We start from the raw sequence: 25377 nt of genomic DNA, 5'->3' as shown, positions 1-25377 counted from the left end.
TGAATATGGTAGAAGAGATGGTACAGCTATCGGATGATGAGCTGCTCCGTTATGCTCGGCAAGTTTTATTAGACGGTTGGGATATGGACGCTCAGCTGCGATTAAAGACAGCACGTGTGGTCATAATAGGGGCAGGCGGCCTTGGTTGTCCTGCGTCTGAGACATTGGTACGGGCTGGAGTGGGTCACGTCCATCTGATTGATGATGACGAGATTGAGGCGAGCAATCTACAACGGCAAACGCTGTTTTTGCCAGAAAATATTGGTCAGTCTAAAGCACTGACCGCAGCGCATATGTTAGCGCGCATCAATCCTTTGATAGAGGCTCGCGGCACAGTGGCACGATTGGATGAAGACAACGCTTATGCATTGCTCGATATGGCAGCCTGCAAGCCTGACTTACTCTTAGACTGTACGGATAATTTTGCCACGCGCGACATCATCAATCGTATTAGTGTACGCTACCAGATTCCTCTATTGTCTGCGTCGGCAATTGCGATGCAAGGGCAGTTAGCACTGTTCGAACCTCAGCTCGATACTGGTTGCTATCATTGCGTGTTTGGCTCCGTAGTGCTTGACGAAGCCGCTGACGAACGTACGTGTGCCAACTCTGGTGTGCTAGCCAGTACCACTGCCGTCATGGGTAATCTACAAGCCAATACTGCACTGCAATATTTAGGATTAACCAAAAATCTACTGACAAACAAGCTGCTCATATGGGATGGTAGTCAGATGCAGCAGCGGCTGATGGGCTATCGAAAAGACTCACAGTGTCCTGTCTGTAGCAGTCCTATAGTCAACTCTCTATAAATTGGATACGGTGTTAAGCTTGCTTAGTCTACGAGTTGTAGTACTTTCACCTGCCTTCCTTGTATCCAAATTATATCGAACCGACTATAACTGAATAATCTGATTTTAACGCATTTTTATATTGTATTGCCTATCTTCAAACCTCCTTCTTATTACCATAGTTGTTTTTTATGAAAATTCATCGTCCGCATTTATTAAAGCATACTTTTAATGTCATGAACCGTGTTCGCCAAACAGCGAGTGTGGCAGGTCTGTCTGCGCTAAGAGTGGCAAAAGGTGAGAAACCTGACGCGATGCTACTCAAAGAAACCTTTGAGCAGTTAGGTACGACTTATATCAAAATCGGTCAGTTTATCGCCAGTACACCGTCGCTGTTTCCACGTGATTATGTCAAGGCTTTCCAGAGCTGTTTGGATCAAACCACGCCATTGTCTTATGCTTATATCGAGCAAGTTCTGACAGAGGAGCTGGCGATTGATGGTATGACGCTCGCTGATAAGTTTGCTCATATTGACTCAAAGCCACTGGCCTCTGCCTCTATCGCTCAAGTTCATGCAGCTCGTCTGCACAATGGCGATGAAGTGGTGCTAAAGGTACAAAAACCTGGCGTCGAGACCATCATGCAGACCGATTTGGGTGTATTACATGGCGTAACTAAGCTACTTGAAATCCTGATGCCATCGATGAAATTTGCGAGTATTGCGCCGATTATCGATGAGATTCGCCTGCGTATGCTTGCCGAGACTGACTTTATCGCTGAAGCACAGAATATTCGAGATTTTCAGCAGTTTTTAGCGGTATCAGGTAATACTCGTGTCGTTGCACCAACCGTCTATGAAGAGCTGACTACCAAGCGTGTGCTAACGATGAGCCGTCTATATGGCGTCTCTATGGTCGATGAGTCACTCATGCGTCAATACTGTGCAGATCCTGCTCAAGTCATGGCAGATACTTTAAATACATGGTTTGCCAGTCTTATGCTGTGCAATAGTTTCCATGCTGATCTGCATGCGGGTAATCTAATGCTATTGACTGATGGCCGTATTGGATTTTTGGATTTTGGTATCGTCGGTAAGCTCAAAGCTGAGAGCTGGCGTGCGTGCATGGGCATGATGCAAGCCATGCAAGACAGTGATTATCAAGCCATGGCTCGCCATATGATTGATATGGAGATGACGCATGGTGGCAATAAAGTTGATGTGACTGCACTAGGGAATGACTTGCAGCGTATGATGACAGCTATCATGGCAGAAGATAAAACCTTTACCAGTGGTGTACCGTTTAATAGTAAAGAACAAGCCGATGAGCTGAATAAAATGATGCTTGAGATTGTCGAAGTTGGTAAACGTCATGGCATCCATTTCCCACGCGACTTTGCTCTATTAACCAAACAGATGTTGTACTTTGATCGGTTTATGCGTACGCTAGCTCCAGACATGGACATGTTTAGCGATCAGCGGGTACAAATGCTAGGGCAAGATACGGTAGAGACGCCAGCGTTAGATGTATCATAGTTTTTCTAGTACTTTATGACGAATTAATATATCTAATAACTTCTCTATATCTGCGTTTATTTATTACTGCTTCTGACTGTCTAACACAAAGGATTGTGTGCTAATTGCCGCAAAAATGGCTCTGTCATGATGACTGCTTTTAAAAGCCGTATGGTCCCGACGATTACCAACGAAGCTGCCATTGCCTGTATCGGTATGTACTGCATGGCAGTCGTTATGGGCTATGGCCGCTTTCTGTTTACCGCCACCTTACCTGATATTATGGTGCAATTGTCGCTATCAACGACGATTGCAGGCTGGCTGGCATCAATCAATTATATCGGCTACTTTATTGGCGCTCTTATCGCCATGTTTGTGCCTCAGCGCTCGACATGGCAAGCGATGACGCTGTGGGCGATTATCAGTGTTGTCACCACGATGTTACTCGTCATACCAAATATGTCGCTCACGCTATGGTATATTATTCGCTTAATTGCAGGCATGGCAAGTGGCGTGGCGATGATTCTAAGCTCATCTTTTGTGATTCAAAACCTTAGCTCTGAGCGCCGTTCTGTATTGTCAGCAGTCCATTATGCAGGTATTGGCGTTGGCATTAGCGCCTCTGCCATCGTGACGTGGTGGCTATTAAAACTAGGCTATCACTTCGATGTAATTTGGCTAGTCGCAGGTGTCACCAGTTTACCGGTTGTATGGCTACTGTATGCGATAAAGCCAAGACAAGTACGGGCTGTTGATTCACAGCAGATTGATGCCAAGCAACACGTGTCAGTGCACCAGACCTATGTAAACTTTAAACGCTCCTTATACGAAGCAATTTCTGGACACCATAAAGCGCTTACTTTACTTTTTGTCAGCTACGTACTGGCAGGGTTTGGTTATATCAGCTCAGCAACTTTTTTACCCGTTATGGCAGCACAACGTCTAACAACACAGACGTATGCTGGACTCATGATTTGGTTGGTCGTTGGTATTTTTGCGATGTTGTCAAACCCCCTATGGGGCGCGCTTGCCAAACGTATCGGTGAGATAAAAACCTTAATGGGGCTGACGGTATTGCAAGCATTTGGGATGTGCTTGCCGATATGGTTTGATGGTGCATTTGGATTATATGGCAATGCTGCGATTTTGGGATTGACCTTCGTCGGTATGGTATCGATGACACTGACACTGTTTAAAAACATCAATCCTGCCTATTCTAATTTACTGATTGCTTTGGCAACGTTGGCTTATGCATTGGGGCAGTTTTTGGGACCTTTGGTGACAGTGGCACTGGCAGGGAGAGATGGCAATTTCAATGCAGGGTTGCTTGTCGCTGCTATCGGATTAATGATCGGATTTGTACTATTGGTATGGTTTCGTCGACAGTCGCCAAAGACAGCTAAGCTCGTCTAAACCACGCTACGGCTAAATACTTCTCGTAATTCAAAACTGGTATGAACTTGGGCCACGCCTTCGATACGATTGAGGCGATGCAATAAAAACTCTTCGTAATGTGTCATATCACGTACCCTGACCTTAATCAGATAGTCTTCCGTGCGTCCTGTGACAATACTACAGCTAATGACTTCCTCAAAGCTCTGAACTTTGCGTTCAAACTGCTCAAAACGTTCTGCTGTATGTTGATCCATACTAATAGCGATAAACACGGCTAGCGGATAGCCAAGTTTTTGCGCATCGGTTTTGGTATGGTAGCCAGTGATAATGTTCGCATCTTCTAAGCGCTTGATACGACGTGCGCAAGGGGTAGCAGACAGGTTGACGCGCTCAGCGAGTTCAGTAATGCTCATACGCGCCTGTGTTTGCAATAAGCGTAGCAACTGTCTATCTATCTCGTCTATATCTGCAGTTCCTGTACTATCAATATGATTGTCTGGCATTTCTCAAGCCTTAATAGTGAATTTATTCGATTATAATGTCTAAATTGTGTTTTTCCACTAAAACAACAGAAAATAAAGTAAAAGAAAGCAGGTTTCTCTCTGTGAAACTTTGATATTATTATGGTATGAACACTAGTTATCTCGTATGATAAATACTGATCTAATCAACAGCTAATCGCCTAGCTAAATATATAAATAACCATATCATCTAAGGATTGATTATGTCTGACCAAGCCACGCACACCGCAGCCACAGGGACTGCAAAGATCACACCAAAAAGTGCCGCTTTTGACTTCCGTAAATACCGTCCATTTGCATTTGCGCCATCGCTGCCAGATCGTACTTGGCCAAGCAAAACAATTGAGAAGTCACCGATATGGGCAAGTGTGGATCTGCGTGATGGTAACCAAGCACTGATTGATCCGATGACCATTGAACAAAAAATGCGCTTCTTTAAGACTTTAGTAGATGTGGGTTTTAAAGAGATTGAGATTGGTTTTCCGTCAGCGGCGCAGGTAGAGTTTGACTTTGCGCGTAAGCTTATCGAAGAAAACCACGTACCTGAAGATGTGACGTTACAAGTATTGGTACAAGCGCGCGAGCATTTGATTGCCCGTACTTTTGAATCATTAAAAGGTGCGAAACGTGCGGTTGTCCATGTCTATAACTCAACCAGCCGTGTACAACGTGAAAAAGTCTATGGCAAAGATAAAGCTGAAATCAAAGAGATTGCTATTGCAGGTGCTAAGCTATTGCAAGAATATGCAGCAAAGTACCCTGAGACAGATTGGGTATTTCAGTACTCGCCAGAGAGCTTTAGCCAGACAGAGACTGAATATGCTGTAGAGGTTTGCGATGCAGTGTGTGACGTGTGGCAACCACAGCAGGGTCAGGAAGTTATTTTTAACTTACCAGCGACTGTTGAGGCCTCTATGCCTAATGTCTTTGCTGATCAAGTAGAGTACTTCTGCCGCAATCTGGCCCAGCGCGAGCATGTGATTGTGAGCTTGCATACTCATAATGACCGTGGCTGTGCGGTAGCTGCCGCCGAATTGGGCGTGCTTGCGGGCGCGGATCGTATCGAAGGCACATTGCTTGGTAACGGTGAGCGTACAGGTAACATGGATATCATGGTCATGGCCATGAACTTGTTTAGCCAAGGTATCGATCCTGAGCTTGATTTTAGCAACATGAGTGAAATCGTACAGGTGGTGAGCGAATGCAATAATTTACCATTGCACCCTCGTCATCCTTATGTAGGCGAGTTGGTCTTCACGGCATTTAGTGGCTCACATCAAGATGCTATCAAAAAATCTCTCGACTACAATGAAAGTAATCAGAGCGAAACAGACAATGTCTGGGACGTGGCTTATCTACCCATTGATCCTGCGCATATTGGGCGTAGCTATCAAGATGTGGTACGTATCAATAGCCAGTCGGGTAAAGGTGGCGTCGCATATATCTTGCAGCGTAACTATGGTTTCAACTTACCACGTTGGATGCAGATCGACTTTAGCCGTGTGGTACAAAAGCAAGCTGAAGCGGCGGCACGCGAGCTGCAGAATGATGAAATCTTGCAGACCTTTGAAGATACTTATTTGCAGCAAGGTAAGTTTGAACTACTAGACTATAGCGTCAACAATAAAGGCGGCGCGGTTTACTTTAGTGGTCAAGTACAGATGAATAGCGATACCATTGATATTGATGGCACGGGTAACGGCCCATTATCATCGTTTATTGACGGACTTGCGCAGCATACTGGCAAATCACTACATATTATTAACTATGCAGAGCATGCGATTAACCCGCATCATAACAGTGGTAATGGTATCGATGATGATACCAATAGTGATAACAAAACTAATGCCAACGCTGCTGCTTATATTCAGTTAAATGTCGATGGCGAGGTATATTCAGGTATCGGTACTTGTAGCAGTACGGTATCAGCCATGCTAAAAGGGGCATTATCGGCTTTTGCTCAAGCGCTAAACACAGAAGCTGCTTAATATTAAGTAGTCATTAATATCACGCAGAATTCTGTATGCTAATAACGCCATCGCTCCTTGTTTCTAGCAAGTAAAGCGATGGCGTTATTTTTTGCTATAAATACCTATGAAATTCCGACTACAGGTTTATGAGCAATAGCATAATGTTACTTGTGTTTTTGGTGTCTAAGACTTACGCTAATGTATATATTAAAATATTATAAATAAAAGGTTAATTATGGAACCTATTTCATTTGCTTCATTCACGCTAGCATCTATTTTGGCTTCGTTGCCTGCGAATGGTGAGGCTATTACCAAGCCGTCCATCACCACTCATATTAGTCCAGCCATCGCTGGACAGTGGGAAATAGACTTGGACAGCAGCGCTCATTCTACTCACGCCATGATGACCAAGGAAGCGGAAGCTAACCAGTCAGTATCAAATAGTGTGCAACAAGCAAGCAGAGTAGAGCCTAAGGTAATGACGGGCATGGACGGTGGCGTACTGACTCAAAGTGAAGATCGGGTTCTAAACATCAAACCAACTACTAGTAAGAACTTACTTGCGTCAGTTGGTAAGTCTAACCAGTGCCGTGAGCTATATAACTTTAGTGCGGATAATGAGATGTGGTCTGTCAGTGGCAAAGAGTGGACATACGGCCGATATCTGGTTACCCATCGTGAAGAAGGGCTGCCAGTTATTGCGATCAAGACTGTTTATGATAATAATGAAGTAGACTGCTCAGGCAATCAGATCGACCAGACTGATGAAGCGTTAATTGCATTTATTAATCATGATGGTAATCAGATGCAATGGTGTGCTGACCCTGATGGTAACGAGTGCTTTATGAACTTCAATAGAGTGTTACCGTAATCAGATATGCTCTTTGTACTTTACGTATAATTGATAGCTTATTGATGACATAAAAAAACCGCTATATTGATAGCGGTTTTTTTATGTGCTGTTTTAATTAAACTTAGCGAACTCTATAAGTATTTTAGCCTACAAGTCTTTTTTAGCTTTATTCGCAGTCAGCAGCTCTCTTTCGAGATAATGAATGTTTTGCGCTTCACGAGTGAAGTTATCATCCGCCAAAATTACATCACGATGCAAAGGTATGTTGGTTTTGATACCTTCGATAATCAGCTCATCAAGAGCATGTACTGTCTTAGCAATAGCTTGCTGACGAGTTTGACCGTGACATATAAGCTTACCAATCAATGAATCGTAATAGGTCGGTATCTCATAGCCAGGGTATAGATGAGAGTCAAAACGGATACCAGAACCACTTGGCGTGAACAATTGACTGATAGTACCTGGGCAAGGTACGAAAGTCGCTGCATCTTCGGCATTGATACGACATTCGATCGCATGACCCTGAATCTCAATCTCACTCTGACGATAAGACAGGCCGTAACCGGCAGCAATTTTGAGCTGTTCGACAACAACATCAATACCAGTAATCATCTCAGTCACTGGATGCTCAACCTGTACACGAGTGTTCATTTCAATAAAGAAAAATTCGTTATTTTCAAACAAGAACTCAAATGTGCCGGCACCGCGATACTTAACAAGCTCACACGCTTTTACGCAAGCTTTTAAGATTGGCTCACGTACATCATCTGGGATGTCTGGGGCAGGTGCTTCTTCTAGGACTTTTTGATGGCGACGCTGTAATGAGCAATCACGATCATATAGATGGATAGCATTACCATTACCATCACCTAGCACCTGTACTTCTACGTGGCGCGGGTTTTGTAGATAGCGCTCCATATAGACAGTGTCATCACCGAACCATAGCTCAGCTTCTTGTTTGGCGGCTTGTACCTGACCAATTAGTTCGTCAAAGCGTTCAACCACACGCATACCGCGTCCACCGCCGCCAGAGGCCGCTTTAATCAATAGTGGAAAGCCGATATTGCGTGCTTGCTCTTCAGCATTATGCAGGGTCACAGCGCCAACTGAACCAGGTACAGTTGGTACGCCAGCTTTTTTCATGGCGTTAATGGCAGAAACTTTGTTGCCCATGAGGCGAATATGATCAGCATTAGGACCAACGAAGGTCAATCCTGCTTCTTCTACTTGTTCAGCAAATTCAGCATTCTCAGACAAAAAGCCATAACCAGGATGGATAGCATCTGCACCAGTGATTTCAGCAGCGGTTAAGATGGTATTGATATCAAGGTAGCTTTGGTTAGCATTAGGCTTGCCAATACAAATTGCCTCATCAACAAAGCGCAAGTGCATCAAGTTGGCATCAGCAGTAGAGTAGACACCTACCGTTTCGATACCTAGCGCTTTACAGGCGCGGACGATGCGCAGGGCAATTTCACCTCTGTTGGCAATGAGCAATTTTTTTATCATGGGTTCATCCTTGTCGAAGCGTCAGTCATTGACTGAGTTTCGATACATAGCATCATGTTATTTAGCATTGACGCGGTATATATACCAAAAGTCAGCCATAATGAAATAAAGTATGGCAAATATCGTTACGCTTTATAGCGTATGACAGGTTGACCGAACTGTACGACTTCAGAGTTATCTACCAAGATTTCGTCAACAATACCACTTTGAGTCGCTTCAAGCGGGTTCATGATTTTCATGGCTTCGATAATACCTAAAGTATCACCTGCCTGAACCTTTTGACCGACTTTCACAAATGGTGGGTCATTAGGGCTTGGTGCTGAATAGAAAACACCAACCATTGGTGAAGACTCAACGCTACCCGCTTTTTCTGCAGGTTTGCCTTCAACAGCGGCAGCAGGAGCAGCGCTCGCAGCCATCATAGTTGGCGCAGGCGCGTCATAGTGACGAGTTAAGCTAATATGCTCGTCGTCAGAACTGATTTCTAAATTAACCAGTTCACTTTCTTCCATAAGGGCGATGAGGGTGCGTATTTTTTCAATATCCATAGTTTTTATCTGGCCTTGTACTAAATTCGAGAAATAGTGTAACTAAATATTGTCTAATTAATTGCTAATGATACCTAGATTCAGGGCAATGAGCAATCAATGTACAGTTGTTAACTGAGAATTTTTACATATTTTGACGTAAGCCATCTTTTTAGTAAGAAAATATCTACGATTTTTCATAGTCTGTATGATCAAATAACGCTAACAATGATTATAAAATGCAATCCATAAGCAATTGGCTCAACCCCATAGTATAGTTAAGCGTTTTTGCTGATAGCGTAGACGCAAAGTAAGTAAAATAGATGATAAGAACAAACCTGTAATCAACGCCATCCAAAATCCTTGCGCACCAACGTCAGTGAAACGTACTAGATAAACGCCAAGTGGTAGGGCAACTAACCAATAGCAGAAGAGCGTTACCCACATCGGTATAGTGGTATCTTGCATGCCGCGCAATATACCAGCAACGTTAACCTGCCAGCCATCAAATAATTGATAGGCAAGTGCAAAGATAAGCAAATGCATAGACTGGGCTCTAACTTCTGGGTTATCCGTGAATGCTGCTGCCAGTTCTGGTCTGAATAGCCATATCCCAAGCATACAAGTCAAAGCGATCAATACGGTCCATACCAGTCCAGTAGCTTGCACTTGGCGCAGTGCTAATAGGTTTTTTTGGCCAAATCGATTGGAGACCATGATAGTGAGCGCCATGGCGACAGATATCGGTATCATAAATAGCTGTGAGGTCACTGACAGTGCCACTTGATGCGATGCTGTTGCTAGCTCACCCAAGGGACTGATAACGAGTGCGCCTAAGCTAAATAAACTGGCTTCAAAGAAAATAGAGATGCCAATAGGAATACCAAGTTTTAACAGCTTTTTAATCTGCGTACGATTAGGGCTAGAGAAGCCATAAAAAAATCGCGTGCTCACAAATTCGCGACGTTTTGTGAAGCTAGTATAGGCCGCAAGCAATAGGACATTTATCCATAACACCAATGCTGTCGCCACCCCGCAGCCTGCACCACCCATTTCTGGCATGCCAAATAACCCATGAATAAAAATATAGTTCAAGGGAATATCTGCGAGTAGGCCAATGATACTAATGACAGTCACAGGCTCAGGACGACCCAATGCCTCACAATAACTGCGTAGAACAGCATATACAGCGAGCGCTGGGAAACCAAATGAGACACCATGTAAATACTGTGTCGCTATCGGCTGAATGTTTTCTGGGACACCCATAATGCCAAGAACATTGGGAGCCAAATTAACAATGATAAAACCGATAATGCCAATGACACTGGCGGTCCATAGAGACTGCTGCGTGATATGTGGTACTTGTCCGTGCTGATCTTGACCAATCGCTTCACCAATTAGAGGCGTGGTTGCGATAAGCACACCTGTGGCCAATAAAAACAGCGGTAGCCAAATACCAGATCCAACGGCTACCGCAGCCAAATCGAGCGCCGAAACTTGACCTGCCATGATGGCATCGACCACGCCAAGTGCGGCTTGGCAAAACTGAGTGATTAAGATAGGGAGGGCAAGTACGCCTAAACGTAAGCTATAGCTTTTAAAATCTTTGAAAGACAATGGAAAAACCATGGTAAGCAACTTTTTATTCTTTGCGGTAATTGTTATTAAGGTAGTTGTTATTAATAAACAAACACTGCTATCAATCGACTAAGATTGACGCAGCAAGGAGAGTGTAGTGCCGACGATAATACTCCGATAAATAATATGAGCAAGCTTATAATGTTGCATAAGTAGATAGGCAGAGTATGAAAATAAAAGTAAAGACACTAAAATAAAAATAACCCGTCGATCCAAGTAGTGGATTGACAGGTCATATACATAGTAAGATGGTAAAGAAGCCACACTATGATGTCAACGCTTTAGCACCGCTATGTAAGTATTAATCTTAGGTTTTTTGTACTCTATTTCATAGCCAATAGCCAATAGCCAATAGCTCAGAGATGATGTAATAAGTTTACTCCGGCAACAACTCAAGTGTCTCCACCATGTCCATAATTGCTCGCCAATGTTTGGGCTCTAATGGAATCACTGTTAATTGCTGACATCCTTTCCTTAGTAATAACGAATCTTCCAAAGTTGGCAAAAATTTTAGCTCTAATAGTGGTAACACCTCTGTAAAAGCTTGCTCAAAGGTGAGATCGACCATATACCAACGAGGTTCCTCTTCAGTCGCAATAGGATCATAATGACGATGCTCAGGGTGAAACTGAGTAGGATCAGGATACCCTGCTGTAGTAACTGTCATGATACCAGCGACTCCAGACGGCTTGGCGCTAGAGTGATAAAAGAACACTTTGTCACCAACTTTCATATCATCACGCATAAAGTTACGCGCACGGTAGTTGCGAACGCCATCCCAACCGTCGGTACCCAAGCGCTGCAAATCTTCAATACCAAAAAATTTAGGGTTGGATTTCATTAACCAATACGCCATATATCTGTCCTTTGATTTTTTATTTATTTTTCAATTCGTTCTTAAAATTATCGAGGTTTTTATTAACTCACTTTCAAACTTGTCTTGAATAGTTTATCTTAAAAAAGCAAAGAGGACTCCACCTGACATTAGGGTAGAGGTGAATTTCGCATCACTGGCTAACCTCGCTGGTTCTGAATGTATTGCTTAATAATATCTAGTGGCGCACCGCCACAAGAGCTTGCAAAGTAGGAGCGTGACCAAAGCACAGGCTTGGAATAAGCTGCTCTTAAATCAATAAAATCCCCCCTCATTCGTCTACTTGTGACTGACTTCAAGTTATTAACCAATTTGCTTAATTGCACCGTTGGCGGGTACTGGATAAGCATGTGGATATGATCTGCCTCACCGTTACATTCTTTCAACTCAGCATCAAAACTTTTACATACCTCAGCAGCACACTCACTGAAATACTTATGATGCAGCTCACCTAAAACTTTTTCTCGGTACTTAGTGATAAAAACCAAATGAACGTGGAGGTTAAAGGTAGCATGGCGGTTTTTATATACCTCACTCATTGCAATAAATATCCTTAAATGCTAGTATTATAAGCATAATATCAAATACACACTCATTAATAAATAACGCATTTATGAAAATCAACAAAGCGTATAAATTTAGGCTTGAGCCTAATGCAGAGCAGGAGATTGTTCTAAATAATCTTGTCGGCTCTGCACGTTTTGTTTGGAATCAAATACTAGCGATCTCATTTAAGATGTTTGCTAAAGATGAGTTTATCAATGCCACGAACCTCGTTAATAAAATCATGGATCTAAAGAGCAATCCTGATTTCGAGTTCTTAAAAAGCAGCTCAAACGCTGTCTCTTTACAACAAAAAGTACGTGATCTTGCATCGGCTTGGTCACGTTTCTTTAATCCTAAAGTACATGCCAGATTGAAAGAAAATAAAAAGAAACCTCGTAAACCCAAGTTTTTTAAACTGGCTGATGGCACAGAAATCCAGCTACGCCCGTTGATGCCACAATTTAAGCGCAAATCCGATGGGCGTGACTCAATTCGGTTAGTTCAGTTTGATAAATACTGCCGTGTTAAGGGCAATCGAGTAAAACTACCGAATGGCGTGGGCTTGGTGAAGTTTAGAAAATCGCAAGACATCATCGGCACGATTAAAAATGTTACCATTAGCAAGAAATCGGGGCACTGGTATATGTCGTTTGGCACAGAGCGTGAACTGACAGAGAACCCTCGTCACCCCTCTAAAACCGCCATTGGTTTGGACATGGGTATTAGTAAATTACTCACCACCTCAAACGGTGAATATATTAAACCTAAGAATAGCTTTAAAGCCAATCAAATCAAACTTGCCAAATTACAGCGTCAATTAAGCAGAAAGGTTCTGTTTAGCCAAAACTGGAAAAAGCAAAACCGCAAGATTCAAAAACTCCACCATCATATCGCTAACATTCGACATGACTACTTGCACAAAGTCACCACCAGCATCAGCAAAAGCCACGCCATGATTGCTTGTGAAGATTTAAAAGTCGCCAATATGTCGAAATCAGCCAGTGGTACGGTGGAGAACAAAGGTCGTCATGTCAAAGCCAAGTCAGGATTAAATAAATCCATTTTAGATCAAGGCTGGGGCATGATGGTCAATATGCTTGAGTACAAGCAGCAATGGCGCGGTGGGTTACTGATTAAGGTAAACCCACGATACACTAGCCAAACCTGCTCTGAATGCCAGCATATCGCTGTCGATAACAGACAAACTCAGGCAAAATTTGAGTGCATCAAATGTAGGTATGTTGCGAACGCTGATTTTAATGCGGCTCGTAACATATTAGCGGCAGGACATGCCGTTTTATCTGCGGAGGGAGGATGCAGTAAAGGTCGCCCGTTGAAACAGAAAACAAGCGACCTTCGTGAGAAAGTCGCCTAAGAGCGTTTGCTTTTAGAATTCCCCACTTGAGCTTCGCGAAAGTGGTGGGAGTATGTCAACCTAGCGTTACTTTTGATATCGATCATTATTGCTCACTACAAAATAAGTTTATTTATGCCCAAAGTGAATACAGACAGTATGCCAAATGACCTGAATACGTTAAGTCTTACTGAACCAACGACGGATACTATCGAGGTCAATGTGACAGACATTCCATTGTCTCTTTACATTCACATCCCGTGGTGTGTGAAGAAGTGTCCTTATTGCGATTTTAATTCGCATGAGCTACCGATGGACAGTGAGCTATCCATGTATGAAGAATACGTCGATGCGTTACTGCTAGACGCCGCAATGCAGCAGCCTTTAACTCAGGGCCGAAAAATTGGTTCGATATTTATTGGTGGTGGTACGCCATCTTTGCTACCCATTGCTCAGTATCAGCGACTGTTTACTGGTTTACGGTCATGTTTTGAATTTGCAGAAGACATCGAAGTCACGATGGAGGCGAACCCTGGCACGCTTGAGCATGCGCCATTCGCGCAGTATTTAGAGGTTGGTATCAATCGTCTGTCTATCGGCGTACAGAGCTTTGCCGCTGATAAGCTAAAGGTACTGGGGCGTATCCACGATCCTGTGCAAGCGTTATCAGCAATTCGCGCTGCCAAAGCGGCTGGATTTGCACGGGTCAACGTCGACCTGATGCACGGACTGCCGCAGCAAACCATGAATGAAGCGCTAGAAGATATCCAAATGGCGCATGATGCTGGTGCAACGCATATCTCTTGGTATCAACTGACTATTGAGCCAAATACCGTGTTTTACCGTAGCCAGCCTATTTTACCCGATGAAGACAATTTGGCAGATATCGAACAAGCAGGGCAAGCGTTATTGCAGCAATTAGGTTATAGCAATTATGAGGTGTCAGCATGGGCAGGTGCGTTAGACAAACCATGTCGTCATAATATCAACTATTGGCAGTTTGGCGACTATCTAGCAATCGGCGCTGGGGCACATGGTAAAGTGACGATTGGTCGTAACGATAGCAATGGTAGTAACTGGTCAGACGTAAAAGATAAAATGGAAGAGGACTTGTTAGTAGCGTCAGGTATCTATCGCTTTAGCAAATCACGTTTGCCAAAAGATTATGTAGTAATAAATGCAGATACCACAGAGAAGTCTGACATGCACCAGATCACACCAAAAATGGTTGGCTGGCAAGCGATTGATCAAGAGGAGTTAGTAAGCGAATTTATGCTAAACGCACTACGCTTACATGGCGGCGTCGCTTGGTCACTGTTTGAAGAGAGAACTGGATTAACACTTGATAGTATTGCTGAACAAGTGAACAGTCTGGTCAAACAAGGATTGTTGGTAAATAGTGATACGCAGTTGCAACCGACTATATTAGGTCAGCGTTATCTCAATCAGATATTACGCGCGTTTTTATAAAATTGTACTTGAGTGATTGTTTAACAGCAGCGAAGTAAGAACACAAAAAAGGCTTATCAAATAAATGATAAGCCTTTTTAAAAATCTAAAAAAAGCAGACCTTAGATTTTATCTTGTACGTCTTGTGCGCCGCCAGTTACAGCGTTTCCGGCGCTTGATACGTCTTGGCCAAGGCCTTTGAACGTGTTGCAACCAGTTAGAACGAACATAGCAGTTAAAGATGCGATGATTACTTTTTTCATAATAGTATCCTCAAAGATAAATGAATGGTTATAAATAACAACAGTGACGCTAAGTATCTTGCTCAAGTTTCACTGAAGGGGTATTGGATGAGACAGTCATACATAAATGCTATCGCGCTATCCATTACAGACATCATAATGAAAGTTAAAAACGCTGCACAGTATCAAAATGTAATTATTGGCAGTAAACTGTAACTTTCGATTACCTACCGCTCATAAATTTAAATAATAGAGCGCTGAATATTTGTGGAGTAAGAATGACCATCCATATCGTGTTAGTAGCACCAAAAATGCCGAGCAATACTGGCAATATTATTCGACTGTGTGCCAATAGCGGGGCACAGCTACATTTAGTTAGACCATTAGGGTTTGAGCTTGATGACAAAAAGCTACGCCGCGCAGGTCTCGATTACCATGAATATGCTCATTTGCAAGTGCATGACGATTGGATAGCTGCAAGGCAAGCACTACAAGCTGCTGACTGCCATGTCGTTACGGCATTGACAACCAAGCTTAGCAAACCGTTTTACGATTATGACTTTGGTAAAAACTCGGACTCTGACGCATCTGATAATTCTGCTATGCCTAATATTGCGCTGGTTTTCGGTTCTGAGACAGCAGGTCTGGCAGACGATATACGTGAAGATATCGGTGCTAATAATTGGCTAAGACTGCCCATGCTAGCTGACTCGCGTAGTTTGAACTTATCAAATAGCGTAGCCATTTGTTTGTACGAGATATGGCGACAGCAAGGGTTTACAGGCGATGAAGGTCGTAGCGTTGGTTATGAGACATTGACAGTCTATGACCCAAAATAGCTATGTGTTTAAACAATAGCTATAGACTTAGAAATATTTGCGTACTCAATGAGCAGTGAAGTATTAGATACTGCTCATGCACATATGATAATTTTCTAGTGCGCCATCGATTGTATCTTATCGCTTGTAAAGCACTTATAAACAATTTGGTGGTTTGGGTAATCCTGCCAAGCGATTGACATGACGCGCAACCAAACCTGTATTAAACAATTGCTGTAGCTTTTGATTGCTAATATCAAGTTCTGGCAAAGTCTTTTGTAGCCATTTAATTAATGGACGGGTTGCTGGCGCGTGATTAAATTTGTCAAAAAACGCGCGCACTTGTTGCAAAACTTCTAAATGCTCATCGCTCAGATTGACCTCTAGTGTGTCTGCTAATTGCTGTGCGATAGCAGGTGTCCAAATCGTATGGTCACACAGATGACCGTCTTGATCTAATTCGATATTAGCCGCTGATAATGCAGCGTTGTGAGTGGTCATGTCATTACTCATAAGGCAATTGTCACCACTTTGTCAAACTGACTGCTCTGAGTCAGATCGACCCATTCTGCGTCGGTTAAAATAGCAGTCAACTTAGTCTCTAAATTAAGCTTGCCAGTTGTATTTGCTGTTAGCTGTGCGATGTCATCTGCTAATGCGTAAATACCAGCAATATCCTCTATATCGCTATCATTTAAATAAGCATTGAGCCAATCGATGAAAGCAGAGGTAGCACCAAGCAGAAGGATGCTGTCGCCCGTGCGCCAAGTGCGAGACATCTCTTCAGTACTGCGTCTAAGGGTAGCCATCGTGCTATGCAATTGATATAAAGTTGCCATAAAGGTATCCGATTACGTGCTTTATTATTTTATAAATCTAAGTTATATAGCGATTTAAAAGGTAAGTATCTGCTCAAAGTCTTGCGAATTGATGACCTCTGGCACGAGTGTGAGCTGTGATGCCAGATCTGTCGGCAACATACCAGTGACCCAGCCACTAAAGACGTCATCAGGTAGCCAAGCTGCGGGCATATCGTAAAGCTCAAGTGACTGAATCATGCCATGTAGCCGCGAGTCAGATTGCATCAATAAGCCAAAGACTGGCGCATCTAAGAATAGTTGCACCTCATGACCAAATGTCGCTAAAGTTAGCGCAAGCGCACAACCTTCGTAGCTTGCTGCTTCAGTGGGCGTGTGCAGCTGAATTAATAATCTCATTATGTATTCCTAAAAATAGTTACCGCTACTAGTGATCTTAATATACAAACTATCAAGCGACACGCTATCAAAACTGTATCAAACGACAGTCATCCTGCATCATCATCGCAAGCTCACTAAGTCCCACTAACGTAAACCCTGTCGCAAGATTGGTACCGTCAAGCTGATGGCGTGAGCTATTGTCTACATCACTCACACCGCGACTAAGTGCTGTACTGACACAGACAGGCAGGGGTAATTGATACTGCTCAGCCAAAGACTGCCATTCTTTGGTCAAGTCTAATTGATCGGCTGACTGCCAACGCAATCGATTGGCTATATGAGCCGAATCGCCATAAAAGAAGACATTGAGCAATGGTTGTTCAGAAGTAGCATTATCGCTGCCGCCTGTACCTGTACTATTAGTGTCATTGTTATCAATATCATGACTATTCGCTGCGCCATTCAGGTAAGCGCGTGCATAGCGTAACGCCAAGTGTGCCAATGGGTGACTAGGGTCAGCAGTAATCAGTAGTAACGGGGTAGTGGTCGTCATAAGGCGCGGTATCACATATTATAAATAAGAGTTTAAAAATTATGGCCGAGTTGCTATAAATGCTTTGTATAAAGTCATTTGGTCGTTATTATTATAGTGCTTGTGTGCAAATTTGCGTGACAGAAAACAGAGTTTATACTGATAATGCGACGTACAGCGGATCATACTGTCACATCACATAGCGTTATGTCATAAAAGAGAGGTGCGTCGTCTCTATCAAAGATGTTTATGCTAACATAAAGCGCCGCAAACCAAATAGAGTCACTGTTATTTAACGTGGTTTTATCTCAAGTGTAGGCACACTGAGTATTATTATTTGATGCTGTGACTGCCTCGTAAGAAAAAACAATAAACTTATGAGCTAGGTTCACGTAGTCTTACCATTCTATGTAAGGAGTTTTTGTCACTATGTTACCTGCTATGCCCTCACGTGTGAACAATGGTACAGATTATCAGCCTACCGTAGAACAACTGCAAGTCCTGCAGACAGCGAGCGAATTTGCTTATCAGATTTGGGAAAGTCGGACCGTTTCATGTCAGACGTTTTTGCGTAGCTATCCATTGAATAGTACGCTGACCCGCCAGCAAATCGATGATCTGATACAAGATTATACGCTAGATGAAAACTATCAACTCGCTGATGAAACCAAGGTCATGAGTGGTCTGCGTCACTTGCGCACGCTACTGATGATGCGTTGGATTTGGCAAGATGCTTTGCAGACGATTAGTCTGGAGCAGTTGACCGATGAGTTGTCTGAGTTTGCAGATGGCTGTATCTCTTTTGCTAAAGATTACACTTATCAGCACTTGGTTGCTAAGTATGGTGAGCCGACCTTTATCAATGAACAAGGCAATATACAAATCGATGATATGGCGATTATGGCCATGGGTAAACTTGGTGCGCAAGAGCTGAATTTATCAAGTGATATTGATCTAATCTTTGTACATCAAGCGCGCGGCGAGACCAATGGCAATAAGGCAAAAGGCACACGTAGCATAGATAATAAACGCTTTATGACCAGATTGGGCCAAGGCATTATTAAACTGCTTGATAACAAGACCGCTGACGGTTTTGTCTTTCGAGTAGATATGCGCTTACGTCCATGGGGCGATGGTAGTGATTTGGCCATTCATCTGTCCGCATTACAAAAATACTTTACGATGCATGGCCGTGCATGGGAGCGTTTTGCTTGGTTAAAAGCACGCGTAGTCGGACAAATAGACCAGCCATTTTATGAAGAAATACAAGCGCTGATTAAGCCATTTGTTTTTCGTTATTATGTGGACTACAGTGCGTTTTCAGCATTGAGAGAAATGAAGTCTCTTATTCAAAACCAAGTTGCACAGCGTGAAGACTTGGACAATATCAAGCTTGGTGCGGGCGGCATTAGAGATATTGAGTTTATCGTACAGGCCTTTCAGCTTATCTATGGCGGCCGGCATCCACAGCTACAAATCAAACCTTGCTTGCAGGCGATGCAAGTATTGTGTGAGCTTGGCTATCTGGAGCATTCAACTTACGAGCAGCTACAGGCAGCATATCGGTTTTTGCGCCGGCTTGAGCACGCTATTCAAGCGATTAATGACCAACAGACCCAGCGCTTACCACACGATGAGCAGTGGCAGCATAATCTAGCAGTGACGCTGAATTTTGAAAACTGGCATGCCTTATTAGATCAACTTAATCGTCATCGCGACAGTGTCAATGTGCCGTTTGAGCGTATGGTTACTGAGCGCCAAGTACCTGACAACGAAGATACCGACCTAGAGCCAGAGCACTTAGATGAGCAAATTGCCCGTTTAAATGAAGTGCTAACAAAAGAAAATCGCGAGGTACTACAGAATTTTTGGCAATCAAAAATGGTGGCTAATTTAAGTGATGAAGCCAGAGAGCGTTTAGACGACGCATATCCTGTCATTGTCCATGCGTTGTTAGCGCATCAAGAACAGCAGCAACTTGCCAATACTGCTTTACCAAGATTGATCTCACTGCTTGAAGCGATTTGCCGTCGTTCTATCTACTTGGTCATGATTGCTGAAAACCCCAATGCAACGATTGAGCTGATTCCAATGCTGTCTGCCAGCCCGTGGATTGCAAAAGAGTTGGCTCAGTACCCTGTACTATTGGATACATTTTTGCAGCAGCGTTATCGCCATCTGCCAGATAAGCGTGAGCTACGTGATATCTTGCGTCAACAGTTGCTACGCGTCGAGCCAAACGATGAAGAAGAGCTGTTGAGCGTCCTGCGACTGTTCAAAAAGAATCAGGTGTTGGCTGTCGCTGCTAGTGATGTATTGGCTGAGCGTCCGATTATGAAAGTGTCAGATTCATTGACTTATATCGCTGAGGTCGTATTAGAAGCCGCATTGGAGCGCGCTTTTGCAGAGATTGTTAACCGTTATGGGTATCCTATTGGCCAAGATGGCGACCCAGTCACTGAAGCGGACTGCGGCTTTGCAATTATCGGTTATGGCAAGCTTGGTGGCTTAGAGCTATCGTATTCTTCAGATTTGGACTTGGTATTCTTACACAAGATAAAAGAGCAAGGCATGACCACTGGTGAAAAATCAGTCAGTGGTATGAAGTTTGCCGCGCGTCTTGTACAAAAGCTGATGAATTATCTCAATACTCAAACCCGTGATGGCCGTGCCTATGAGATTGATATGCGTCTGCGGCCTTCAGGAAATGCTGGCATGATGGTGGTGTCTTGTCATGCGTTTGAAACCTATCAAATGGATAAAGCATGGTCATGGGAGCATCAAGCGTTGGTACGTGCTCGTGCGATTTGCGGAGACAGACGAGTCACTGCACGCTTTTGTGATATTCGCCGCGATGTATTGTCGTTGCCACGGACACTGGATCAAGTACGTAGTGAAGTCACCAGCATGCGTATCAAAATGCAAAAGCATCTAGGCACGAGCCAATGGCAGCAGGAAGCGGGCAAGTTTCATCTTAAGCAAGATGCAGGCGGTATTGTAGATATTGAGTTCTTAGCACAGTTTGCCGTATTGGCTTACTCGCATGAATATCCAAGTTTGACCAAATGGAGCGATAATGTGCGAATTTTTGCAGAAGTTGCTTTGCTTGGTATTTGGAATGATCAAGTCTGTCAGGATTTGACCGATGCCTATCTAAGGATTCGTGCTGCCACGCATCAGTTAGCACTATCAGAGCAGTCTTTGCTCGTTGATGAGTCATTGTGGCAGGAGACGCGAGCGTTAGTACAGTCACAGTGGCAGCATCTCATGGGCGTAGAGACAGACGACGAGTAATATCGAAACTTGTATGATTAAGGCCTTGCCGATAGTCCAAGAGACGCTTAAACTGTCATGCGTTACTATGAATAAAAACTATCAATGAAAGCTATAAACGAAAACTATGGATAGAATTGGTAGCTAGGAACGATATAATTAAAAACCATATAGTGCCAAACCAAAAGATTTCATTTGCCAAGACGGCCAGTGATATAATCGGTCACACATCATCATAATACTGTCAGTCGTTTGTCATAATGAAGCTGTTGTTTAGGCAATAAAAATTGACGCTGCGGTGTTATCATACGATGTTGATCAATACTGTTAAATAAAACCTACCTAAAAAAAGTTAGACGTCAGTGCTAGCATAAGGACAATAAAATGAATATGGCAACACAAGATGGTAAGCTTTGGATGAATGGCACAATGATCGAACAGCCAGATGCTAAAGTTCATGTGCTTACCCATAGCTTGCATTATGGCATGGCTGTGTTTGAAGGCGTGCGTGCTTACCAAACCGCTGATAATCGCACGGCTATTTTTCGCCTAAAGGAACACACCGAACGTCTACTTGGTTCGGCAAAAATCTTTCAAATGGACGTGCCGTTTGATGCGGCCACGCTAGAGCAAGCACATAAAGATGTGGTAAAGCAAAATAACTTGGCAGAAGCCTATATTCGTCCGCTTATTTGGGTAGGTGCAGAAAAGCTTGGCTTATCTTCACGTGACAATAGCATCAATGCTATGGTTGCTGCATGGCACTGGGGTGCATATCTTGGTGAGGAAGGTATCAAAAATGGTATCCGTGTAAAAACCTCTTCATTCACGCATCATATGCCAAACGTCACTATGTGTAAGGCAAAAGCCTCAAGTAACTATCCTGTGTCTATCATGGCCAACCAAGAAGTCACTCGTAATGGTTATGACGAAGCTATCTTGATGGATCCGCAAGGGTATGTGTGTCAAGGCGCTGGCGAGAACTTATTCTTGGTAAAAGATGGCGTGCTACATACGCCAGATTTGGCGGGCGGTGCACTTGATGGTATCACTCGTCGTACTATCCTTCAGTTCGCGGCTGATCTAGACATCAAAGTCGTTGAACGCCGTATCACTCGTGATGAGTTCTACTTAGCAGACGAGATATTTATGACAGGTACCGCTGCTGAAGTGACGCCTATCCGCGAATACGATGATCGTACTATCGGGAATGGCGGCCGAGGACCATTGACTGAGAAACTCCAAATCCTATACTTTGATGTGGTTCATGGTCGTAACGAGCAATATATGGATTGGTTAAGCTTTATTGACTAATAAAGTCGTTAGTTTAAAGACCAAAAAGGCTGAACATAATTGTTCAGTCTTTTTTTTATGCTAATATAGCCATCATATTTATTCTTAAGATTAAAGTGAGCAGTCCATGCCAATAGATTCTAGTACAGCAGATAATAAAAATATCAAACAAATTATTTGTATTAAATGGGGTACAAAGTACGGGGCTGATTACGCCAATAAATTGTATGGTATGGTATCTCGCAATATTACGCCACCGTTTCGTTTCGTCTGTTTTACCGATGATACCACCGATGTACGTCCAGAAATCGAATGTCAAGAATTACCACCATTAGATGTCACCATGCCAACCAACACACTTGGCAAGTGGCCAAAATCACGTTTGTGGGGTGAGAAGTTAGGTGATTTGACAGGGACAGTATTATTTGTAGATTTGGATGTGATTATAGTAGATAGCCTCGATCCTTTCTTTGAATACGGCGAGCCAGACGATGTTATTTTGTCTTATAACCCGAGTAACCCATTAGAGCGCCTAGGGCAAACGTCTTGCTTTAGATTCAAGATAGGGTCGCTTGTCTCATTGCAAGAGAAATTCAAAGCTGATCCACAAGGTATCGCTGATGAGTATCGTTTTGAGCAGCGCTTCGTCACTCGTAATGCGCCAGGCGGTGTCAAGCTGTTTCCAAAGGCATGGGTCGCGCACTTTAGACGCAAATGCCGTCAACCGTTCCCACTTAACTACATCAAAGAACCAAAGATCCCCAAAGGCGCTCGAATTGTTATTTTCCCTGGCGACTTATATCCTACACATGCGATTGAAGGTAGATATAATAAAAATGCTGCTAACAATGCCAAAGATCACTTAAAAAGATTGACTGAGCCCAAAAATCTAAAAAGACCGCTACGTCACTTGCGTCATTTTATCTTGCCAGTAGGGTGGATCGAAAAGTACTGGAAAGAATAGGTCCCATTATATAGTTGAGTATTATCGCATTGCATTAGCACAGATAAATATTAGTCAGTGAACGGATAAAATTATGAATACAGAAGATACTATTAAAGTCTTTGTTGGTTGTGACCCAAATAACTGTGATCTAGAGCAGATGATGGTATTAGATTATAGTATTCATAAACATACCAGTGTACCCGTTGAGATAGTATGGATGCAGCTGTCACGCGATCCTAATAGCTATTGGTATTCTAATCCTGAGACTGGAGAGGGTTGGAATACCACTAAATGGTCAACGCCTTTTTCAGGCTTTCGCTGGGCAATTCCAGAGTACTGTCAATACTCTGGTCGTGCCATTTACATGGACGCTGATGTCATTATTTTAGATGATTTGGCAAAGCTGTGGCACCATCCTATTGAAGGACAGTCTGTTGTAGCTGCTAAGACTAATGCGGATATGACTCGGTTGTGTACATGCGTATGGGATTGCAAGGCGGCGAAAAACATTGTCCTACCAATTAAAAAACTCAGGAAAGATCCCAAAAGCCATAAAGAAATGATGGCTGTATTCAAACATAATAATCAGCTCATTGAGCCTTATCAGGATAGTTACAATTGTATAGATGGCGAAAACTTAGCGCTAGAAGATATTAGGATTTTGCATTATTCAGATATGGGTACACAGTTCAGTCATAAATATTCATTACCTAGAGTCAGTGAAGAAGGTATTGAGCATTGGTTTGACGGTGAAATAATGTCGCACCCAAGGCAGGATTTATCTGAGGTTTTTGATGAATATTATAACGAAGCACTTGCTGCTGGATACGATTTAGACAGTTATAGGGTAGAACCTTTCGGTCATTTTCCTAAAAAATCTCAAGAAGGTTATACCGGTAATAAGGTGACTCGTCCACACGCTTCTAAATCATTTTTTTCGAAGCTATTTAAACGCTAGTTTTTTAATGAAGCAATGATAAGCCTTTTTAAGAAGGTGAAAACTTACTCCATAGGTTATCGTGTATGAAGCAGCATAAAAAAACAGTGTTACTCGTTATTAATTGTCTACAAGGCGGCGGTGCGGAACGTGTCGTATTAACATTGGGGCAAGGGTTTTATGAATTGGGCTATGAAGTACATATTCTAAGATTTAAGCCGTTAGTACAGTATGACTTAAGTCCGAATCTTAACTACCATGTACTTAAGTTTAAGCCGTATAAACTGATACCAGGGGCACAAAGACGTGACCATATTTTTGCACGTGCTGTTGATAAATACGTGTCGAAAAATATCGGTCAGCCTGACATCATACTGTCCAACCTAGATCGTGCCGATAGCATTTTAAGTAATAGTAAACTGCCTAATATCACTTATATTATTCATAACACAGTATCACTACTCTATAAATTTAATAAAAATCACGACGCTGAGCAGTTAAAGCAAAGAATGATAGATATATATGCCAAGCATCCTTGTGTGTGCGTCAGTGAAGGCGCTCAAAAAGACTTTATCAAAAGCTTTGGTCATATTACGCCAACCACCGCCATTCACAATCCAATTGATAAAAACAGTATTCAACAACAAGCCGATGCTTTTGTCCCTGACTACCAGAACTATATTATTCATGTCGGGAGTTTTAAAGATGCCAAGCGTCATGATGTATTGGTAAATGCTTATGCAAAAACAGATCAATCTATGCCGTTACTGCTCTTGGGTCAAGGGAAGCATAGAAGTGAAACAGAGCGACTGGTAACAGAGTTAAGCCTAGAAGACAAAGTAATATTTTTAGGATTTCGTGATAATCCCTTTCCTTATATCAAAAATGCGCAGTTTAAGATATTGACCTCTGACTGGGAAGGGTTTGCTCTGGTCATTGCCGAAGCTCTCGTGCTAGGTACTCCTGTTATCAGTACCAACTGTCCATCAGGCCCAAGTGAATTGCTACCAGAACATAACTTAATGCCGATGGGTGATATTGATGCCATTGCCGAAAAAATGCAGCAAGCGATGAGTAATCCGCAAGCGTTTCATGCGCCATTCGATGAAGCGCTGCTACCAGTCAAAATAGCAGAAAAATACGTAGAGTTTGCTGAACAAGTCAATATTATGCATAAATAGTTCCAAATATTTTATACT

At 42.9% G+C, this 25377-nt stretch carries 24 protein-coding genes; 13 read left to right on the top strand and 11 right to left on the bottom strand.

What is annotated here, in order from left to right; genetic code table 11:
• Nucleotides 1–5: 5 nt before the first annotated feature.
• The 3 genes from QO187_RS00205 (at nt 6) to QO187_RS00195 (ending at nt 3715) form a co-directional block, all read left to right on the top strand.
• Nucleotides 6–809, top strand: a complete 804-nt coding sequence (locus QO187_RS00205) for a ThiF family adenylyltransferase (protein WP_371546733.1) — start codon at nt 6–8, stop codon at nt 807–809.
• A gap of 170 nt (nt 810–979) precedes the next feature.
• Nucleotides 980–2323, top strand: coding sequence for an AarF/ABC1/UbiB kinase family protein (locus QO187_RS00200; protein WP_101204821.1), 1344 nt, complete (start codon nt 980–982; stop codon nt 2321–2323).
• Between the two features lie 126 nt (nt 2324–2449).
• Nucleotides 2450–3715, top strand: coding sequence for a YbfB/YjiJ family MFS transporter (locus QO187_RS00195; RefSeq protein WP_371546586.1), 1266 nt, complete (start codon nt 2450–2452; stop codon nt 3713–3715).
• On the opposite strand, the gene QO187_RS00190 is transcribed toward QO187_RS00195, so the two are convergent.
• Nucleotides 3712–4200, bottom strand: a complete 489-nt coding sequence (locus tag QO187_RS00190) for an Lrp/AsnC family transcriptional regulator (RefSeq protein ID WP_201571451.1) — start codon at nt 4198–4200, stop codon at nt 3712–3714. The two genes, QO187_RS00195 and QO187_RS00190, sit on opposite strands and share 4 nt — an antisense overlap.
• A 221-nt stretch (nt 4201–4421) precedes the next feature.
• Here QO187_RS00190 and leuA point away from each other — a divergent pair, with 221 nt between their 5' ends.
• Together leuA and QO187_RS00180 are read left to right on the top strand one after the other, a co-directional pair.
• On the top strand, nt 4422–6206 hold the full coding sequence (leuA, locus tag QO187_RS00185; RefSeq protein ID WP_160021915.1) for a 2-isopropylmalate synthase: 1785 nt from the start codon (nt 4422–4424) through the stop codon (nt 6204–6206).
• Between the two features lie 217 nt (nt 6207–6423).
• A complete protein-coding gene (locus tag QO187_RS00180) occupies nt 6424–7059 on the top strand; it encodes a hypothetical protein (RefSeq protein WP_201571455.1) in 636 nt (211 codons plus the stop codon).
• Nucleotides 7060–7188: 129 nt separating this feature from the next.
• Here the strand turns inward: QO187_RS00180 and accC are convergent, their stop codons facing one another.
• The 5 genes from accC to tnpA all read right to left on the bottom strand — a co-directional run bounded on the left by accC (nt 7189) and on the right by tnpA (nt 12128).
• On the bottom strand, nt 7189–8550 hold the full coding sequence (accC, locus tag QO187_RS00175) for an acetyl-CoA carboxylase biotin carboxylase subunit (protein WP_201571460.1): 1362 nt from the start codon (nt 8548–8550) through the stop codon (nt 7189–7191).
• A 125-nt stretch (nt 8551–8675) separates the two neighbouring features.
• Nucleotides 8676–9098, bottom strand: coding sequence for an acetyl-CoA carboxylase biotin carboxyl carrier protein (accB, locus tag QO187_RS00170; RefSeq protein WP_101204416.1), 423 nt, complete (start codon nt 9096–9098; stop codon nt 8676–8678).
• 240 nt (nt 9099–9338) lie between these two features.
• Nucleotides 9339–10706: an MATE family efflux transporter gene (locus QO187_RS00165; protein WP_201571461.1), complete on the bottom strand. Its 1368-nt coding sequence runs from the start codon at nt 10704–10706 to the stop codon at nt 9339–9341.
• Nucleotides 10707–11091: 385 nt separating this feature from the next.
• Entirely contained in the window at nt 11092–11571 is a 480-nt protein-coding gene (locus tag QO187_RS00160; protein ID WP_201571848.1) for an EVE domain-containing protein, read from the bottom strand.
• Between the two features lie 158 nt (nt 11572–11729).
• A complete protein-coding gene (gene tnpA / locus QO187_RS00155) occupies nt 11730–12128 on the bottom strand; it encodes an IS200/IS605 family transposase (protein ID WP_201571847.1) in 399 nt (132 codons plus the stop codon).
• Between the two features lie 74 nt (nt 12129–12202).
• Between tnpA and QO187_RS00150 the strand changes: the two genes are divergently transcribed.
• Both QO187_RS00150 and hemW read left to right on the top strand, forming a co-directional pair.
• Entirely contained in the window at nt 12203–13510 is a 1308-nt protein-coding gene (locus tag QO187_RS00150; RefSeq protein WP_201571846.1) for an RNA-guided endonuclease TnpB family protein, read from the top strand.
• 138 nt (nt 13511–13648) lie between these two features.
• On the top strand, nt 13649–14959 hold the full coding sequence (gene hemW / locus QO187_RS00145) for a radical SAM family heme chaperone HemW (protein WP_201571854.1): 1311 nt from the start codon (nt 13649–13651) through the stop codon (nt 14957–14959).
• A gap of 101 nt (nt 14960–15060) precedes the next feature.
• Here hemW and QO187_RS00140 read toward each other — a convergent pair whose 3' ends face one another.
• Nucleotides 15061–15201 (bottom strand): entericidin A/B family lipoprotein, encoded by a 141-nt coding sequence (locus QO187_RS00140; RefSeq protein WP_101204419.1) that lies wholly within the window; start codon nt 15199–15201, stop codon nt 15061–15063.
• 257 nt (nt 15202–15458) lie between these two features.
• On the opposite strand from QO187_RS00140, the gene QO187_RS00135 reads away from it, so the two are divergent.
• Complete coding sequence (locus tag QO187_RS00135) at nt 15459–16019, top strand: tRNA (cytidine(34)-2'-O)-methyltransferase (protein WP_201571845.1); 561 nt, start codon at nt 15459–15461, stop codon at nt 16017–16019.
• Between the two features lie 135 nt (nt 16020–16154).
• Here the strand turns inward: QO187_RS00135 and QO187_RS00130 are convergent, their stop codons facing one another.
• The 4 genes from QO187_RS00130 to tusD form a co-directional block, all read right to left on the bottom strand.
• Nucleotides 16155–16499 carry a TusE/DsrC/DsvC family sulfur relay protein gene (locus QO187_RS00130; protein ID WP_227673282.1) on the bottom strand — a complete coding sequence of 115 codons (345 nt, stop codon included), beginning with the start codon at nt 16497–16499 and terminating at the stop codon, nt 16155–16157.
• An 8-nt stretch (nt 16500–16507) separates the two neighbouring features.
• Entirely contained in the window at nt 16508–16837 is a 330-nt protein-coding gene (locus tag QO187_RS00125; protein WP_201571843.1) for a hypothetical protein, read from the bottom strand.
• Between the two features lie 54 nt (nt 16838–16891).
• Nucleotides 16892–17215 (bottom strand): hypothetical protein, encoded by a 324-nt coding sequence (locus QO187_RS00120; protein WP_101204423.1) that lies wholly within the window; start codon nt 17213–17215, stop codon nt 16892–16894.
• 67 nt (nt 17216–17282) lie between these two features.
• Nucleotides 17283–17750, bottom strand: a complete 468-nt coding sequence (tusD, locus tag QO187_RS00115; protein ID WP_201571842.1) for a sulfurtransferase complex subunit TusD — start codon at nt 17748–17750, stop codon at nt 17283–17285.
• A gap of 408 nt (nt 17751–18158) precedes the next feature.
• On the opposite strand from tusD, the gene glnE reads away from it, so the two are divergent.
• The 5 genes from glnE to QO187_RS00090 all read left to right on the top strand — a co-directional run bounded on the left by glnE (nt 18159) and on the right by QO187_RS00090 (nt 25359).
• The gene (gene glnE / locus QO187_RS00110) at nt 18159–21023 is read left to right on the top strand and encodes a bifunctional [glutamate--ammonia ligase]-adenylyl-L-tyrosine phosphorylase/[glutamate--ammonia-ligase] adenylyltransferase (RefSeq protein ID WP_201571840.1); all 2865 of its coding nucleotides are present in this window, start codon (nt 18159–18161) and stop codon (nt 21021–21023) included.
• 363 nt (nt 21024–21386) lie between these two features.
• Nucleotides 21387–22316, top strand: a complete 930-nt coding sequence (locus QO187_RS00105; RefSeq protein WP_201571838.1) for a branched-chain amino acid transaminase — start codon at nt 21387–21389, stop codon at nt 22314–22316.
• 106 nt (nt 22317–22422) lie between these two features.
• A complete protein-coding gene (locus QO187_RS00100; RefSeq protein ID WP_102092851.1) occupies nt 22423–23259 on the top strand; it encodes a glycosyl transferase in 837 nt (278 codons plus the stop codon).
• A 73-nt stretch (nt 23260–23332) separates the two neighbouring features.
• A complete protein-coding gene (locus QO187_RS00095; RefSeq protein ID WP_201571836.1) occupies nt 23333–24199 on the top strand; it encodes a glycosyltransferase in 867 nt (288 codons plus the stop codon).
• 65 nt (nt 24200–24264) lie between these two features.
• Nucleotides 24265–25359: a glycosyltransferase gene (locus tag QO187_RS00090; protein ID WP_201571834.1), complete on the top strand. Its 1095-nt coding sequence runs from the start codon at nt 24265–24267 to the stop codon at nt 25357–25359.
• Nucleotides 25360–25377: the final 18 nt, after the last annotated feature.

Source organism: Psychrobacter sp. Arc9, from assembly GCF_041431295.1.
Lineage (GTDB): Bacteria > Pseudomonadota > Gammaproteobacteria > Pseudomonadales > Moraxellaceae > Psychrobacter.
Note: the sequence above shows the minus strand (reverse complement) of the source record. Positions and strands in the feature narration are given on the sequence as shown.

Coding starts and splice junctions, on each gene's coding strand:
- QO187_RS00200 (WP_101204821.1), top strand. CDS start 980: ATGAAAATTCATCGTCCGCATTTATTAAAGCATACTTTTAATGTCATG.
- QO187_RS00205 (WP_371546733.1), top strand. CDS start 6: ATGGTAGAAGAGATGGTACAGCTATCGGATGATGAGCTGCTCCGTTAT.
- QO187_RS00120 (WP_101204423.1), bottom strand. CDS start 17,215: ATGAGATTATTAATTCAGCTGCACACGCCCACTGAAGCAGCAAGCTAC.
- accC (WP_201571460.1), bottom strand. CDS start 8,550: ATGATAAAAAAATTGCTCATTGCCAACAGAGGTGAAATTGCCCTGCGC.
- QO187_RS00090 (WP_201571834.1), top strand. CDS start 24,265: ATGAAGCAGCATAAAAAAACAGTGTTACTCGTTATTAATTGTCTACAA.
- tnpA (WP_201571847.1), bottom strand. CDS start 12,128: ATGAGTGAGGTATATAAAAACCGCCATGCTACCTTTAACCTCCACGTT.
- glnE (WP_201571840.1), top strand. CDS start 18,159: ATGTTACCTGCTATGCCCTCACGTGTGAACAATGGTACAGATTATCAG.
- QO187_RS00180 (WP_201571455.1), top strand. CDS start 6,424: ATGGAACCTATTTCATTTGCTTCATTCACGCTAGCATCTATTTTGGCT.
- QO187_RS00190 (WP_201571451.1), bottom strand. CDS start 4,200: ATGCCAGACAATCATATTGATAGTACAGGAACTGCAGATATAGACGAG.
- QO187_RS00095 (WP_201571836.1), top strand. CDS start 23,333: ATGAATACAGAAGATACTATTAAAGTCTTTGTTGGTTGTGACCCAAAT.
- QO187_RS00165 (WP_201571461.1), bottom strand. CDS start 10,706: ATGGTTTTTCCATTGTCTTTCAAAGATTTTAAAAGCTATAGCTTACGT.
- QO187_RS00100 (WP_102092851.1), top strand. CDS start 22,423: ATGCCAATAGATTCTAGTACAGCAGATAATAAAAATATCAAACAAATT.
- QO187_RS00195 (WP_371546586.1), top strand. CDS start 2,450: ATGATGACTGCTTTTAAAAGCCGTATGGTCCCGACGATTACCAACGAA.
- QO187_RS00125 (WP_201571843.1), bottom strand. CDS start 16,837: ATGGCAACTTTATATCAATTGCATAGCACGATGGCTACCCTTAGACGC.
- QO187_RS00160 (WP_201571848.1), bottom strand. CDS start 11,571: ATGGCGTATTGGTTAATGAAATCCAACCCTAAATTTTTTGGTATTGAA.
- QO187_RS00150 (WP_201571846.1), top strand. CDS start 12,203: ATGAAAATCAACAAAGCGTATAAATTTAGGCTTGAGCCTAATGCAGAG.
- QO187_RS00135 (WP_201571845.1), top strand. CDS start 15,459: ATGACCATCCATATCGTGTTAGTAGCACCAAAAATGCCGAGCAATACT.
- QO187_RS00105 (WP_201571838.1), top strand. CDS start 21,387: ATGAATATGGCAACACAAGATGGTAAGCTTTGGATGAATGGCACAATG.
- tusD (WP_201571842.1), bottom strand. CDS start 17,750: ATGACGACCACTACCCCGTTACTACTGATTACTGCTGACCCTAGTCAC.
- QO187_RS00130 (WP_227673282.1), bottom strand. CDS start 16,499: ATGACCACTCACAACGCTGCATTATCAGCGGCTAATATCGAATTAGAT.
- hemW (WP_201571854.1), top strand. CDS start 13,649: ATGCCAAATGACCTGAATACGTTAAGTCTTACTGAACCAACGACGGAT.
- accB (WP_101204416.1), bottom strand. CDS start 9,098: ATGGATATTGAAAAAATACGCACCCTCATCGCCCTTATGGAAGAAAGT.
- leuA (WP_160021915.1), top strand. CDS start 4,422: ATGTCTGACCAAGCCACGCACACCGCAGCCACAGGGACTGCAAAGATC.
- QO187_RS00140 (WP_101204419.1), bottom strand. CDS start 15,201: ATGAAAAAAGTAATCATCGCATCTTTAACTGCTATGTTCGTTCTAACT.